General features: G+C 67.7%; 11 protein-coding genes. 6 read left to right on the top strand and 5 right to left on the bottom strand.

What is annotated here, in order from left to right:
- Positions 1–72 precede the first annotated feature (72 nt).
- A complete protein-coding gene (locus tag AC1DQP_RS07735; RefSeq protein WP_457317847.1) occupies positions 73–1,275 on the bottom strand; it encodes an amino acid aminotransferase in 1,203 nt (400 codons plus the stop codon).
- A gap of 175 nt (positions 1,276–1,450) precedes the next feature.
- Between AC1DQP_RS07735 and AC1DQP_RS07730 the strand changes: the two genes are divergently transcribed.
- The gene (locus AC1DQP_RS07730) at positions 1,451–3,565 is read left to right on the top strand and encodes a TonB-dependent receptor family protein (RefSeq protein ID WP_478051370.1); all 2,115 of its coding nucleotides are present in this window, start codon (positions 1,451–1,453) and stop codon (positions 3,563–3,565) included.
- A 47-nt stretch (positions 3,566–3,612) separates the two neighbouring features.
- On the opposite strand, the gene AC1DQP_RS07725 is transcribed toward AC1DQP_RS07730, so the two are convergent.
- On the bottom strand, positions 3,613–3,951 hold the full coding sequence (locus AC1DQP_RS07725; protein ID WP_457317849.1) for a hypothetical protein: 339 nt from the start codon (positions 3,949–3,951) through the stop codon (positions 3,613–3,615).
- A 143-nt stretch (positions 3,952–4,094) separates the two neighbouring features.
- Here AC1DQP_RS07725 and AC1DQP_RS07720 point away from each other — a divergent pair, with 143 nt between their 5' ends.
- The 3 genes from AC1DQP_RS07720 to ligD all read left to right on the top strand — a co-directional run bounded on the left by AC1DQP_RS07720 (position 4,095) and on the right by ligD (position 8,081).
- The gene (locus AC1DQP_RS07720; protein ID WP_457317850.1) at positions 4,095–4,493 is read left to right on the top strand and encodes a hypothetical protein; all 399 of its coding nucleotides are present in this window, start codon (positions 4,095–4,097) and stop codon (positions 4,491–4,493) included.
- Positions 4,494–4,586: 93 nt separating this feature from the next.
- Complete coding sequence (gene ku, locus AC1DQP_RS07715; RefSeq protein ID WP_478051369.1) at positions 4,587–5,519, top strand: non-homologous end joining protein Ku; 933 nt, start codon at positions 4,587–4,589, stop codon at positions 5,517–5,519.
- 6 nt (positions 5,520–5,525) lie between these two features.
- Entirely contained in the window at positions 5,526–8,081 is a 2,556-nt protein-coding gene (gene ligD / locus AC1DQP_RS07710; RefSeq protein ID WP_478051368.1) for a DNA ligase D, read from the top strand.
- Between the two features lie 68 nt (positions 8,082–8,149).
- Here the strand turns inward: ligD and AC1DQP_RS07705 are convergent, their stop codons facing one another.
- The 3 genes from AC1DQP_RS07705 to AC1DQP_RS07695 form a co-directional block, all read right to left on the bottom strand.
- Positions 8,150–8,536 (bottom strand): hypothetical protein, encoded by a 387-nt coding sequence (locus AC1DQP_RS07705; RefSeq protein WP_457317853.1) that lies wholly within the window; start codon positions 8,534–8,536, stop codon positions 8,150–8,152.
- A gap of 125 nt (positions 8,537–8,661) precedes the next feature.
- Entirely contained in the window at positions 8,662–9,300 is a 639-nt protein-coding gene (gene eda / locus AC1DQP_RS07700) for a bifunctional 4-hydroxy-2-oxoglutarate aldolase/2-dehydro-3-deoxy-phosphogluconate aldolase (RefSeq protein WP_457317854.1), read from the bottom strand.
- Positions 9,287–10,309, bottom strand: coding sequence for a sugar kinase (locus tag AC1DQP_RS07695; RefSeq protein ID WP_478051367.1), 1,023 nt, complete (start codon positions 10,307–10,309; stop codon positions 9,287–9,289). The genes eda and AC1DQP_RS07695 overlap by 14 nt, the downstream gene beginning before the upstream one ends.
- Positions 10,310–10,573: 264 nt before the next feature.
- Between AC1DQP_RS07695 and AC1DQP_RS07690 the strand changes: the two genes are divergently transcribed.
- Positions 10,574–13,333, top strand: coding sequence for a TonB-dependent receptor (locus tag AC1DQP_RS07690; protein ID WP_478051366.1), 2,760 nt, complete (start codon positions 10,574–10,576; stop codon positions 13,331–13,333).
- A gap of 204 nt (positions 13,334–13,537) precedes the next feature.
- Positions 13,538–15,038: LamG-like jellyroll fold domain-containing protein (locus AC1DQP_RS07685; protein WP_478051365.1), on the top strand; the 1,501-nt coding region annotated here is incomplete at its 3' end.

Here is a 15,038-nt window from a genome sequence, read left to right as displayed (position 1 = left end):
GCGCGATGGGTACGTCGCCAACAGCAGAACGGCCGCACAAGGCGGCCGTTCTTCATTGCACTGTCGCGTGCGTCAGCCCTTGGCGACGGTCGACACGGCCTTGGCCACGTATTCCAGGTTGCCCTGGTTGAGCGCGGCCACGCAGATGCGGCCGGTGCCGACGGCGTAGATGCCGAACTCGTCGCGCAGGCGGTCCACCTGCGGGCGGGTCAGGCCGGAGTAGGAGAACATGCCGGCCTGGTCGTTGATGAAGGCGAACTCCGGCGCGCCGGCGGCGACCAGCTTGTCCACCAGACCATGACGCAGGGCGTGGATGCGCTCGCGCATYTCGGTCAGTTCCGCTTCCCACACCTGGCGCAGTTCCACGCTGTTGAGCACGCCGGCCACCAGCGCCGCACCGTGGTTGGACGGGCTGGAGTAGATGGTGCGGATGATGCGCTTGACCTGCGACTGCACGGCCTTGGCCGCATTCGCGTCCGGGGCCACCACCGACAGCGCGCCGATGCGCTCGCCGTACAGCGAGAACGACTTGGAGTACGAGTTGGCGACCACGAAGCTGTCGATGCCGGCCTCGGCGATGATGCGCACCGCAGCGCCGTCTTCGCTGATGCCCTTGTCGAAGCCCTGGTAGGCCATGTCGATGAACGGGAACAGCTGGCGGTCCTTCAACAGCGCGGCCACCTGCTTCCACTGCGCGACGGTGAGGTCGGCACCGGTCGGGTTGTGGCAGCACGCGTGCAGCAGCACCACCGTGCCCGGCTGCAGCTTGCCCAGGTCGGCGAGCATCGCCTCGAAGTCCACGCCGTGGGTGGTCGGGTCGAAGTAGCTGTACTCGACGACCTCGAAACCGGCGGCGCCGAATACGGCGCGGTGGTTTTCCCAACTCGGGTTGCTGATGGCGATGGTGGCGTGCGGCAGCAGCCGGTGCAGCAGGTCCGCACCCACGCGCAGCGCGCCGCTGCCGCCGATGGTCTGCGAGGTGGCGACGCGGCCGGCGGCCAGCAGCGGCGAATCCTTGCCGAACACCAGTTCGCGGGTGGCCTGGTTGTAGGCCGGCAGCCCGTCGATCGGCAGGTAGCCGCGCGGTTTGGCTTCGTTGGCCAGCTGCTGTTCGATCTGCTTGACGGCGCGAAGCAGCGGAATGCGGCCGCTCTCGTCGTAGTAGATGCCCACACCCAGGTTGACCTTGGTCGAGCGGCTGTCGGCGTTGTATGCCTCGGTCAGGCCCAGGATCGGGTCGCCTGGGACCAGTTCCACATTTGCAAAGAAGGACACGGCGGTACTCATTCGGATGACGGAAGGGGGGAGGATGTCGCGACGCGCGGTGCGGCCGGTCCGGCCACAACCGGGCCATCGTAACAAAGCCACGCCGAGGGCGCGGCGGCCACCGTCACGTTGGCTTCCGTACCATGGCGTGCGGCGCCCCACATCGCCGAGGACCCCAGATCGCATGTTCCGCTTATCCCCGTTTGTCCCGTCCTGCGCGCTGCTTTCGGCAGTGCTGCTGCCGAACCCGGCACAGGCCGCATCCACGCCCGATCAGTCCCCCGAGGTAGCGCGGCTGCCCACGGTTCAGGTGCAGGCCGCGCGGGTGCAACAGGTGGACGATGTCGACCTGCCGGCCTCGATCAGCACGGTGTGGCTGGACGACGAGGCCAACGGCGCCCTGGCGCAGGTATCCGAGGCGCTGGGCGGCATCCCCGGCGTGGTCGCCCGCGACCGCCAGAACTACGCACAGGACACCCAGCTGTCGATCCGCGGCTTTGGCGCGCGCTCGACCTTCGGGGTGCGCGGGGTGCGGGTGCTGGTCGATGGCGTGCCGGCGACCATGCCCGACGGCCAGGGCCAGCTCTCGCATGCGAGCCTGCTCTCAGCCCAGCGCGTGGACGTGCTGCGCGGGCCGTTCTCGGCGCTGTACGGCAATTCCTCCGGCGGCGTGGTGCAGGTGTGGAGTGCCGAGGGTGCGCCGGGCGATCCCTGGCGGTTGCGACTGGATACCGGCAGCGACAACACGCTCAGCGCCGGCGCGCAGCTGCGCGGCCAGCAGGGGCCGATCCGCTACAACGTGGCCGCCAACCACTTCCGCACCGATGGCTGGCGCGAGCACAGCGCCGCGCGCCGCGAGTCGGTCAATGCGCGGTTGGGGACCGACGTGGGCGGTGGCCAGCTTGATCTGGTGCTGAACTACTTCGACTCGCCCGATGCGCAGGATCCCCTCGGGCTGAGCCGCGCGCAGGTCAATGCCGATCCGCGCCAGGCCACGGCGGTGGCCGAGCAGTACAACACGCGCAAATCCGTTCGCCAGGCCCAGGCCGGGCTGGTGTTCACCCGTACCGATGGGGCGCACACGTGGCGGGCCATGGGCTATGCCGGGCAGCGCAGCGTGGAGCAGTACCTGGCGATTCCGCCGACGCCGCAGGCCAACCCACTGCATGCCGGCGGAGTGATCGACCTGGACGGCGACTACGGCGGGGTGGACGCGCGCTGGAGCTGGCACGGTGACTGGGCCGGGCGACCCCTGGATCTGGTGATCGGCGCCAATGCCGACCGTCAGGCGCAGGATCGCCGGGGTTACGAGAATTTCGTCGGCGATCAGGTCGGCATCAAGGGCCGCCTGCGCCGCAACCAGGCCGACCGTGTCGAGAACGTGGACCAGTTTGCCCAGGCCTGGTGGCAGTGGGCACCGCGCTGGTCGCTGCTGCTCGGCGTGCGCCACAGCACGGTACGGTTCCGCTCCAACGACCACTTCATCACCGCCACCAACCCCGACGACAGCGGCTCGCGCCGCTACGACGCCACCACGCCGGTGGCCGGGGTGGTATTCCGCGCGACCGATGCCTGGCGGTTGTACGCCTCGGCCGGGCGCGGCTTCGAGACCCCCACCTTCAACGAGCTGGGCTACCGCGCCGATGGCCAGGCCGGGCTGGCGCTGGACCTGTCGGCGGCCCGCAGCCGTAACCTGGAAGTAGGCAGCAAATGGCACGCGCAGAGCGGGGCAAGGCTGGAGGCGGCGCTGTTCCGCGCCGACACCGATGACGAACTGGCGGTGGCCAGCAACACCGGTGGCCGTGCCACCTACCGCAACATCGGCCGCACCCGCCGCCAGGGCCTGGAGGCAAGCTACGTGCAGCCGCTGGGCGCGCAGATGGAACTCGCGCTAGCATACACCTACCTGGAAGCGACCGTGCGCGACCCCTACGTGCTGTCCGGGGCGACCGTCGTTGCTGGTTCGAGGCTGCCCGGCGTGCCGGAGCAGCAGTGGAACGCGCGCCTRCAATACCGCCCGGGCGCGTGGCAGTGGGCGGCCGAGGTGGTGGCCTCCGGCGACACGGTGGTCAATGACCTGGCCACCGACAAAGCGGCCGGCTACGCACTGTTGAACCTCGAGGCGGCGCGCCGCTGGCAGCTGGCCCAGGGCACGCTGCGGGCCTTCGCGCGCCTGGACAACGTGCTGGACCAGCGCTATATCGGCTCGGTGATCGTCAACGACGGCAATCAGCGTTATTTCGAGCCGGGCCCGGATCGCCGGGTCAGCGTGGGCCTGCAGTGGCAGTGGGCGCCGTAAGGATCATTCAGGCGCCCGCTTGAACCCTGCCAACCGACGGTTGGCACCTACTTCGGCACCTTTGCCGGGACGAACGGCGAGGTCGGATCGCTGGCCGGGAAGGTTTCTTCCAGTGCCTGGTCCTGGTTGTCGCTGGCGTGCTGCTTGCGCTGCAGGCGCTGGTGCTCGTCTTCGCGGCGATGGTGACCGGCCGGACCTTCGCTGCCGGGGGTGAGGTCCTTGCGGTCGCGCGAGGGGGCTGCCGGGGCCACCGCCACCGGCAGATGGTCCGGCTCGGGCGGCGCGGGCATGCCGGCGCCGCGGTCTTCGGCATCCTGGTTGTCATGTTTGGCGTGTTGTTCGCCAGGCACCGGGGTGCTGGCTTCGCGCAGGGGATCGCGTGGCATGGAAATAACTCCGGAACGGGAGCACTACTACAGCGCGATGGCGGTGAAGTCGCTGCGAATCCGCAGCACTGAACGGATCTGTCACGGCTGGCTAACGGGGCCGGGACTATTCCTGCCTGCCCCAGTACCGCCGGAGTCGTGTCATGCCCCGCCTGGACCGTCGTGCCGCCCCCGCGTTGTTCAGCGCCTACCCGCAGCCGCCCCGGACCACGCGCCGCGTGCGTCGCGAGCGCACCGAGGAAGCCCAGGCGGTCGCACAGGACTACCTGCAGTACATGCGCAGCGATTACGAACGGCGGCGCGGCCACGGCCACCGCAGTTGGCGCGACCTGTACCCGGCCTATGCCTTCGCGCTGACCACCCATTACGCCGATTGGCCACGCGGCAACGATGAAGACACCGCCGGTGAGCTGGCCGAGCACTGGGAGCAGATGCGCGGGCAGTCGCGGCTGGGCTGGGCGCAGGCGCGCGGCATCGTCGAGGACGCCTGGCTGGCACTGGACCACATGCCGCCGACCGCCGTGCACGGGTTGCTGCAGTAACGCGTAAAGGGCGCCTGCACGGGGCGGACACGGGCGTTTCACGTGGGCGGGGGTACAGCTTGCCGTTCTCTTCCACGCTGGAGCAGCACCGCCATGGCCCGACCGATCTGGACCGGAACCTTGTCCTTTGGGTTGCTCAATGTCCCGGTGTCGCTGATGTCCGGCGAACGCAAGGTGGACCTGCAGTTCCGCATGCTCGACTCGCGCGATCGCAAGCCGATCCGCTTCGAGCGGGTCAACGCCGATACCGGCGAAGAAGTGCCGTGGAAAGACATCGTCAAGGCCTACGAGTACGACAAGGGCAGCTACGTGGTGCTGGAAGAGGACGACATCCGCTCGGCCGCGCCGGAAAGCCATGAGGCGGTGGAGGTGGAGACCTTCGTCGACGCCTCCACCATCGACCCGCGTTACTACGAGAAGCCCTACCTGCTGGTACCTGCCAAGAAGGCCGAGAAGGGCTACGTTCTCCTGCGCGAAACCCTGCGCAAGACCGGCAAGGTCGGCATTGCGCGGGTGGTGGTGCGGACCCGCGAGTACCTGTGCGCGGTGATGCCGCACGGCGACGGGTTGGTGCTGATGATTCTGCGCTACCCGCAGGAACTGGTCGATCCGGAAGACTACAAGCTGCCCGCCGGCAGCCTGGCCGAGTACCGCATCAGCAGCAAGGAAACGGCCATGGCCGAACAACTGATCGATTCGATGTCCGGTGAGTGGAAGCCCGATGACTACCACGACGAGTTCCGCGAGCGTCTGCAGACGCTGCTGACCAAGCGGATCAAGTCCAAGGGGGGCACCACCAAGGTGGAGGATGAACCCGCGCCGCGCGAGGACGATGCCACCAACGTGGTGGACTTCATGTCGCTGCTGCAGAAGAGCCTGGATGCGAAGAAGCGCACGCCGCCGAAGAAGAYGGCCGTGACGGCGGCGCCGAAGAAGTCGGCGGCGAAGAAAGCCAAACCCGCCAAAAAAGCCGCGAAGGCGACCAAGAAGACGGCCACGCGCAGCACCACGCGCAAGGCCGGGTAAGCGCAGATGTCACTGCAGGAATACCGCCGCAAACGCCGCTTTGATGGCACCCCCGAGCCCGATGCCGAGCGCACCGGTGCACCGGCGCGACGCCCGATCTTCGTGGTGCAGCTGCATCACGCCAGTTCCCGTCACTACGATTTCCGCCTGGAAGCCGATGGCGTGCTCAAGAGCTGGGCGGTGCCGAAGGGGCCGTCGCTGCGCGTGGGCGAGAAGCGCCTGGCGGTGGAAGTGGAAGACCATCCGCTGTCCTATGCGACGTTTGAAGGCGATATCCCTAGCGGCCACTACGGCGCCGGACATGTGGATGTGTACGACCACGGCACCTGGGCGTGCGACGGCGATCCGCTCGAGGCGATCGCCGCCGGCAAGCTCGACTTCGTCCTGCACGGCGAGCGGCTCAAGGGCGGATGGAAGCTGGTGCGTACCGCGATGAAAGGCAAGCAGCACCAGTGGCTGCTGATCAAGCGCGACGATGACGATGCACGCGATGCGGAGGCCGATGACATGCTCGATACAGCGCCTGCTCGGCGTACGACTGGCAAGCGTACTGCTGCCTCGACAACCCGCACCGGCACCGGCAAGGCAGTGAAGACGGTCGCCAAGGCGCCGGCGGCACGCAAGGCCGACGCACGTTGGCACAAGCGCGCGCTGGCGCTGCCGGAGGCACGCGACACGCCTTATCCGCAGGGCTTCAAACCACAGTTGACCGACCACCGTGCCACCGCACCGGAGGGCGATGGCTGGTTGCACGAGATCAAATGGGACGGCTACCGTCTGCTGGCCGAGGTCAGCGACGGCGTGGTGTCCCTGCGCTCGCGCGGTGGCCTGGACTGGACCGATGACTTCCCCGAAGTGGTACAGGCGATTGCCGCGCTGCCGGTGCGCGACCTGCGACTGGATGGCGAGCTGGTGGTACTGGACGCGCAGGGCCGCAGCGACTTCACCGCGTTGCAGAAGGTGATTGATGGCACGGCCAGACAACCCTTGCGCTACGTGGTGTTCGACATGCCCGGTATTGCCGGCGTCGACATCAGCCGCGCGCCCTTGCTGGCCCGCAAGGCGCTGCTCAAGGACCTGATCGGCCCCGCGCCGGGCACCCTGGCCTACAGCGAGCACGTGCTCGATCATGGTCCGCAGGTGTTCGCCGCCAGTGGCGATGCGGGCTACGAGGGCATCATCAGCAAGCGGGTGGATGCGGTCTACGTCAACACGCGATCGCCGACCTGGATCAAGATCAAGCATGAAAATACCGATGAATTCCTGATCGTCGGCTACACCGAACCCAAGGGATCGCGCACCGGCTTCGGATCGCTGTTGATGGCCACCCCGGACAAGGGCGGCCTGCGCTATGTGGGCCGTGTCGGCACCGGTTTCGACGATGCGTTGCTGCGTGCGCTGACCCGCCAGCTCAGCGCGCTGGCGGTGAAAGACGCGGCGGTCGCCCTGCCCGCGCATGTGCCCTTCCCGGCGCGCAGCGTGCACTGGGTGAAACCGGTGCTGGTGGCCGAGGTCGCTTTCCGCGGCTGGGCCAAGGAAGGGTTGCTGCGCCAGGCCAGTTTCAAGCGGCTGCGCGAGGACAAGGCCGCGAAGGATCTGGGCGGTGCGGCGAAGGTGCCAGCCAAGGAAAAAAAGACCACCGCCGGCAAGATCACGACGAAGGCAGGCGCTGCGGCCAAAACGCGCGCTGTCGCCGAAAACGCTGGCGACGTGAACATCAGTCACCCCGAACGCGTGGTGTTCGCCAAGGCGAAGATCACCAAGGGCGAGGTGGCCGACTACTACCGGCAGATGGCGCGCTGGGTGCTGCCCGAMGTTGCCCGGCGGCCGCTGTCGCTGCTGCGTTGTCCGGATGGCGTGGACAAGCCGTGCTTCTTCCAGAAGCACCATGGCACGGGCCTGGGCGAGGCCGTAGGGGCCATTCCGCTGGAACAGAAGAGCGGGCGCGAAGACTACCTCTACATCGAGGACCTGATGGGCCTGCTGCAGCTGGTGCAGATGAACACGCTAGAGCTGCACCCGTGGGGTGCCACGGTGGCCGATCCCGAGCGCCCGGACCGGCTGGTGTTTGATCTGGATCCCGGCGAGGGCGTCACCTGGGCGCAGGTCAAGACCGCCGCGCGCGATGTGCGCGACCGGTTGCTGGAGACCGGGCTGCAGAGCTTTGTGCGGCTGTCCGGTGGCAAGGGCGTGCATGTGGTGGTGCCGCTGCAGCCCAGGGCCGACTGGGCGCAGGCCAAGGACTTCTGCGAGGCGTTCGCGCAGGCCATGGCCGAGCACGCGCCGGAGCGCTACGTGGCCACCATGAGCAAGGCCAAGCGTACCGGCGTGATCTTCATCGACTGGCTGCGCAACGCACGCGGTGCCACCAGTGTGTGCTCCTGGTCGCTGCGGGCGCGCCCGGGTGCGGGCGTGGCAGTGCCGTTGCGCTGGGAAGAACTGGGCCGGGTGACCGCTGCCGACGCGTTCCCGTTGGCCAAGGCGCTGCAGCGGGCGCAGCGGTTGAAGCAGGATCCGTGGGACGGAATCGACGCGGTGAAGCAGGTGCTGCCGGGCGCGTGACGCAGGGGCGCGTCATCGCCATTGCGCGGCCCGCCCGGCCTGCCGCCACGCCTCGTCGCACGCTCCCGTCAACGCGGCCGGTAGCGCGCGCCCAGCCAGATACCGGCCGCCTGGAACGGCAGCGCGATGAGCAGCACGGTGACGAACCAGAATGGGAAGTCGCTGCCCAGGTCCCAGGCCGCATAGACCGACGCGGCGGCGATCACTGCCCAGACCACCCCGCCGTGCATGTAGGGCGCGTTCGGCGCGTAGCGCGCCGCGAAGGCCGTGGCGGCCACGCCGCCAAGGATCGTCCAGGCCAGGTCCCACGCCAGCCGCGCCTGCCCGCCTTCGCCCAGCCCGATCCACGGTGCGATCCAGCCGGCGGCGCCGCTGACCATGCCCAGCACGAACACTGCCACGACCACGCACAGGATGGAGAGCACGACGGTCTTGGCAAGCGACAACGGGGACATGGGGATTCCGGAGACGACGAACGTGCGCCCATTATGGACGCACGCCATGCCTCAGACCCTCCCGGACGGCCTCAACGACGCCCTCTGGGCCAAGCCGCGCACCGGCACCGAGCCTGCACCCGGTGTCAGCCGACCAGCGCGGCCGAATCGCGGGCCAGCTGCTCGATCCCGGCCCAGTCGCGCGCCTGCAGCAGCGCACGCGTGGTCAGCCAGGAACCGCCCACGCACAGCACGTTGGGCAGGTGCAGGAAATCGCGCGCGGTCTGCGCGGTGATCCCACCGGTCGGGCAGAAGCGCACGTCGCCGAATGGCCCGTTCCACGCCGACAGCATTGCCGCGCCGCCGGCCTGCACCGCCGGGAAGAACTTGAAGGTATCCAGCCCGTGTTCCAGGCCGAGCATCAGCTCGGACGACGTCGCCACGCCGGGCAGGAACGGCAGGTCGGTATCGCGCGCGGCCGCATACAGGCGCGCGGTGGCGCCCGGCGATACCGCGAAACGTCCGCCCACCTGCTTGACCTGTTCCATGTGCGCGGCACTCAGCACGGTGCCGGCACCCACCACGGCATCGGGCACGGCCTCGACCATCGCCTTGATGGCGTCCATCGCCACCGGCGTGCGCAGGGTCACCTCGATCACCGGCAGGCCGCCGTTGAACAATGCGCGCGCCACCTCGACCGCGTCGTCGACGTTCTCCGGGGTGAACACCGGAATCACCGGGGCCAGCTTCAGGACTGCGCGTACGCGTGGATCAGCGCCGGACATCGAATCGCTCCTCGCCCGTGAGGGCCATGATGTCAGCCTCGCTGACAGGGTTGAAATCGCCGGGGATCGAGTGCTTCAGGCAGCCAGCAGCCAGGCCGAAGCGCACGATCGCATCCGGCGCGAAGCCGCGCATCATGCCATGCAGGATGCCGGCGGCGAAGGCGTCGCCGCCGCCGATGCGATCCACGATGCCGAGCATGTCGCGGGTCGGCGCCACCGCGCGGGTCCCATCGCGACCGAGCAGCATCGCCCCCAGCGCATGGTTGTCCACGCTGTGCGGGGTGCGCTGGGTGCAGGCCATCCACTGCAGCCGCGGAAACGCGGCGAACGCCTGCGCGGCGGCCGCATCCACGCGCTCGGCCAACTGCGCCTGCGGGAACTCCCCGCCGAGTACCACGCCGATATCGCGGTAGTCGGCGAACAGCACGTCGGCGCAGGCGAACAGCTCGCGCAGGATCCCGGCCGCATCGCCCTGCCAGCGCGCCCACAGCGACGGACGGAAATTGCCGTCGAAAGACACCTTCACCCCACGCGCGCAGGCGGCGCGCGCCGCCACCAGCGTGGCCTCGGCCATCGCCGGATTGAGCGCCGGGCTGACCCCGGACAGGTGCAGCCAGTCGGYGTTGGCCAGCAGCGTGTCCCAGTCGTAATCGGCGGCACTGCTGCTGGCAAACGCCGAATCGGCGCGGTCGTAGACCACTTCGCTGGCGCGCTGCACCGCACCGGTGGTGAGGAAGTACAGGCCCATGCGCCCCGGCCGTACCTGCACATGGCCGGTGTCCACGCCGTGCCGGCGTAGTTCACCGGCGACGAACTGGCCCAGCGGATTGGCCGGCAGCGTGCTGACCATCGCCACCGTATGTCCCAGATGGGCCAACGACACCCCGACATTGGCTTCGGCGCCCCCCGGATGCACCGCCAGCTGCGCACTCTGCAGCAGCAGCTCGCGGCCCGGTGCGCTCATGCGCAGCAACAACTCCCCAAAACAGACGACGCGACTCATGATCATGGATCCTTGTGAAAGCGAGGGCCGGTGGAACGTCGCCCAGGAAGAATGGCTAGCGGTGTCATTCTAGCCTTGCGGCGCCTGCCGTCCACCTGGGGAAATGTCGAAAGCTTTGTCCCGCAAGCCTCCAGGGGACATTCAAAATCTGTTGCGCTGCAAGATGCTCCTTCTGGAACGGGCTGTTAACGTCCGCCCTGACCAGCGGTGTCATTGCACTGACATGTCGCCGGATTGCTGTTTCATGTAGCACCTTGGGAGAGGGAAAACATGCATTCTCGAAACATCCAGAAAAAGACACCGGTTACCTTGCTTGCCCTGTCGATCTGCCTGGCGCTGAGTGGTACCGCGCTGGCTCAGGAAACGCCCACCGGCACGGCCACCGACCTGGACACCGTGACCGTCACCGGCTACCGCGCCAGCGTCGAAAAGGCCTTGGACATCAAGCGCGGCGAAGCCGGCGTGGTCGATGCGATTGTCGCCGAAGACATCGGCAAGTTCCCGGATCTCAACCTGGCCGAATCGCTGCAGCGCATTCCGGGCGTGGTGATCACCCGTGAAGCCGGCGAAGGCCGCAACATCTCCGTGCGCGGCCTCGGCCCGGATTTCACCCGGGTGCGCATCAACGGCATGGAAGCGCTGACCACCGTCGGCGCCGGCGACCAGAGCGGCGGCACCAACCGCGGCCGCGGCTTCGACTTCAATGTGTTCGCCTCGGACCTGTTCTCACAGCTGCTGGTGCGCAAGACCGCCTCGGCCGACGTGGAAGAGGGCTCGCTGGGTGCCACGGTCGACCTGCGCACCGCGCGCCCGTTCGACTACGACGGCTTCACGTTTGCCGCCAGCGGCCAGGCCAGCTACAACGCCATGGCTGAAAAGGCCGATCCGCGCGTGGCCGCACTGATCTCCAACACCTTCGCCGATGGCACCTTCGGTGCGCTGTTGTCGGTGGCCTATTCCGAGCGCCAGGCGCTGGAAGAAGGCTCCAACACCGGGCGCTGGGCCAACGGCCCGAGCAACAACAACTTCAACGCGGCCTCGCCGTTCGCCGCTGCCCGCAGCGCCGCCGTGTACCACCCGCGCTTCCCGCGCTACGTACAGATGGAACACGAGCAGAAGCGCCTGGGCGTGACCGGCACCCTGCAGTGGAAGCCCACCGACGCGACCGAAATCTCGCTGGACACCCTGTATTCCAAGATCGACGCCAAGCGCGACGAGCACTACATCGAGGCGATTTCCTTCAGCCGCGGCACCAGCACCAACCCGCGCCTGGTCGGCAAGCCGGCGATGATCGTCAAGAACGGCGCGATCGAGAACAACGCGCTGGTCTACGGTGAGTTCGACAACGTCGACATCCGCACCGAAAACCGCCATGACGAGTGGAGCACCGAGTTCAAGCAGGTCGCGTTGAACGGCCAGCACCGTTTCGGCGATGACTTCACCTTGTCCGGCAAGGTCGGCATCTCGCGCTCCAAGCACGAGAACCCGATCCAGACCACGATCATCATGGACAAGTACGACGTCGACAATTACAGCTACGACTACCGGGGCAACAGCCGGTTCCCGACGCTGAACTACGGCATCGACCCGACCAACCCGGCCGGCTGGGAACTGGCCGAAATCCGCCTGCGTCCGCAGTACGTGGACAATGACTTCGACACCGGCCAGATCGACTTCAACTGGAACATCAGCCCCGGCTTCCGCCTGAAGGGCGGCATCCTGGCCAAGAATTACACCTTCAAGACGGTCGAGATGCGCCGCGCCAGCGAGCTGGCCGTGCCCAACTTCCCCAACGGCAGCAAGATCGTGCCGGTGGACATGACCCAGCAGGAAGGCCTGAAGGGCATCACCGGCAACCCCAACAACTGGGTGGTGCCCAACCTCGATGCGATCGCCGACCAGTTCGACATCTACAGCAACAGCGGCATCTTCGCCGTCGCCCCGCGCGCCAACAACGTGCGCAGCGTGGACGAAGAGGATCGCGGCGGCTACCTGATGGGCGAGTTCTCCACCGAACTGGGCAGCATCCCGTTCTCGGGCAATTTCGGCGTGCGCTATGTGCGCACCAAGCAGACCGCCACGGGTCTGTCCACGTTGACCACCACCACGGTCTCCACCACCGCCGAGCGCACTTACGACGACACCCTGCCCTCGTTCAACCTGGTGGCCGAAATCACCCCGGACTTCCTGATCCGCCTGGGTGCGGCCAAGGTGATGAGCCGTCCGGGCCTGGGCAACCTGACCCCCGGTTCCACCGTGGCCGTTGCCGGCGCGGCGCGCACCATCGCCACCGGCAACCCGGACCTGGACCCGATCCGCGCCACCAACGTGGACCTGGGCTTCGAGTGGTACTTCGCCGAAGGTGCCATGGCCGGTGTCGGCCTGTTCTACAAGGACATCGAGACCTTCATCCAGACCACGCGCGAGACCCACCCGTACAGCTTCAGCGGTCTGCCCGACGCGCTGCTGATCGGGACCGGCGCCAGCCCGGACAGCGACTTCACCTACACCAAGCCGGTGAACACCCCGGGCGGTGAACTCAAGGGCGTGGAGGTCAACTACACCCAGCCGTTCACCTTCCTGCCGGGCAAGTGGTCCAACCTGGGCGTGCAGCTCAATTACACCTGGGTGGACTCGCAGATCCAGTACATCAATTCCAGCGGCCAGCCGGTGCTGAAGGCCGACCTGACCGGCCTGTCGCGCAACTCGTGGAATGCCACGCTGTTCTACGAAGGCAAGGTGTTCTCCGGCCGCGTTTCGGCGACCAACCGCGATGACTACCTGACCCAGGTCACCGGTACCGAAGCCGGCTTCAACCTCGATGGCTACCACGGCATGACCGGCACTACCTTCATCGATGCGTCGATCCGCTATGCGATCAACGAGAAGCTGGAGCTGAGCCTGGAAGGCATGAACCTGACCAACGAAGCCAGCGACGAGTGGGTCTACTCGCCGTCCACCGGCCAGCTGCCGCTGCAGTACACCGAGACCGGACGTCAGTTCATGCTCGGCGTGCGTTACAAGTTCTGATCCACACCAGACGGCGGCGGCGCGAGCGATCGCGCCGCCGCTGTTGCGTCGCAAGATGTTGGGGAACGTCGGCTTTGCTAGCGTGCGTTGCGTGCAGGACACGCGGCGGGGAGGCTGCGCGCCCGCACGCAGCGCACCGGCACTGCCTTCGATCCAGCTCCCCGCGCCACCGCCGTAACGTTGAGCTGTCGAAAGGAACCTGCCATGCCGCTGCACGCTGTCCGTTCGCCCCGTCGCACCCGTCTTTCGGCCAGCCTGCTGTGGATGCTGCTGGGAGGCAGCGCCGGCGCCTGGGCACAGCCGGCACCGCAGCTGCTGTTCCACGTCTCGGCCGACAACGGCTTTACCGCCGACACCGCGCAGGGCGATGCGGTCCCCAATTTCCTGGACAAGGTCAAACGCGTGCCCGATGGCGCGCGCGGATCAGCGATCCAGTGGGAAGACGACGGCGTGCTCTCGTGGAACGCGCCCGGCAACATCCAGGCCCAGCGTGGCACGCTCGGCTTCTTCTGGCGCCCCCGCTATGCGGTGGGTGAAGCGCCGTTCGTGATTTTCCGGGTCGGCTACGCCGACCACAGCAGCTGGGACATGGCCTGGCTGCGCATCGACTGGAACGGCCACGGCTTCGACGCGTTCGTCACCGACGCCAACCTGGCCCGCACGCGGGTTTCCTTCACGCTCGACCACACTCCCTCACCGCAGCAGTGGCAGCACATCGCCTTCGGTTGGGACGAGGACCACGGCGTACGCCTGTACGTCGATGGCAAGGAAGTGGCACGCCAGGAAACCACCGCCGATTACGACGCCGCGCTCGACCAGCTCGGCTTGGCCGGGCGGGTGATGGCGCCCTACCAGGTGCAGAGCCGCTACAACTTCCTGCGTGGCAGCGACCTGGACGAGATCCGCGTCTACGACCGCCTGCTCGACCCGGCCGGCATGGCCGCGCTGGCACGCAATACGGCACCGACCACGGCCGTGGCCGCGCCCGATCCGATGCGTGCCTGGCGCCATCGCTTCGGCTGGGACAACGCGGCGCCTCCAGCGCTGACTGCACCGACCACGCGCATCCGCAAGGTCGAGTTCGCCGATACCAAGGACCACAAGCAGTGGATGTGGAAGGCCACCGACGGCATCGCCGAGACCACCTGGCCCGGCGTGTACAACCGTTCGCGACTGCCCGGCCGCAACGACTACTTCCAGCTGCCGGACTGGAACACCTACGTCGACGGCGGGAAGCAGCTTGACCTGACCCTGCCGCCGGGTGAGACCGTCAACCGCATCGAAGTGCGCGGCGCCGCGTTCGGCACGCTCAGCCATGGCGACGACGGCCAGTCGCCGACGCCGCTGCTGCAGCGCCGCCAGGGCGTGGTGCGCAGCGTCGATGACATCCCCGCGCAGACCGGCGGCGTACTGCACTTTCGCAATACCGAACAGGAAACCCCCATCCAGGAAATCTGGGCCTACGACGTCAGTGCGGCGCCCGAGCCCGCCGGCACGGTCAAGCAGCGCTACGTCATCGACAGCCAGGCCCTGCCGGACTACCTCAACATCGCCGGCCTGCGGCAGTACATCGACGGCCGTTTCCCGGCGGCCGAACGCAGCACGGTGATGGCCCTGCCCAAGGGCGCCGGTTCGCGTCGCCGCAGTGCCGATACCCTGCCCGCGCAGCCGCTGCCGATCGTGCACGTGCTGATCCCTTCCGGGG

Source organism: Stenotrophomonas sp. P5_A8 (assembly GCF_056400545.1).
This window is presented reverse-complemented; position numbering and strand designations above follow the sequence as displayed.

What these genes read in the sequence shown, in the direction of transcription:
- AC1DQP_RS07725 (WP_457317849.1), bottom strand. Translation starts at nt 3,951, where the DNA reads ATGCCACGCGATCCCCTGCGCGAAGCCAGCACCCCGGTGCCTGGCGAA.
- AC1DQP_RS07720 (WP_457317850.1), top strand. Translation starts at nt 4,095, where the DNA reads ATGCCCCGCCTGGACCGTCGTGCCGCCCCCGCGTTGTTCAGCGCCTAC.
- AC1DQP_RS07705 (WP_457317853.1), bottom strand. Translation starts at nt 8,536, where the DNA reads ATGTCCCCGTTGTCGCTTGCCAAGACCGTCGTGCTCTCCATCCTGTGC.
- eda (WP_457317854.1), bottom strand. Translation starts at nt 9,300, where the DNA reads ATGTCCGGCGCTGATCCACGCGTACGCGCAGTCCTGAAGCTGGCCCCG.
- AC1DQP_RS07690 (WP_478051366.1), top strand. Translation starts at nt 10,574, where the DNA reads ATGCATTCTCGAAACATCCAGAAAAAGACACCGGTTACCTTGCTTGCC.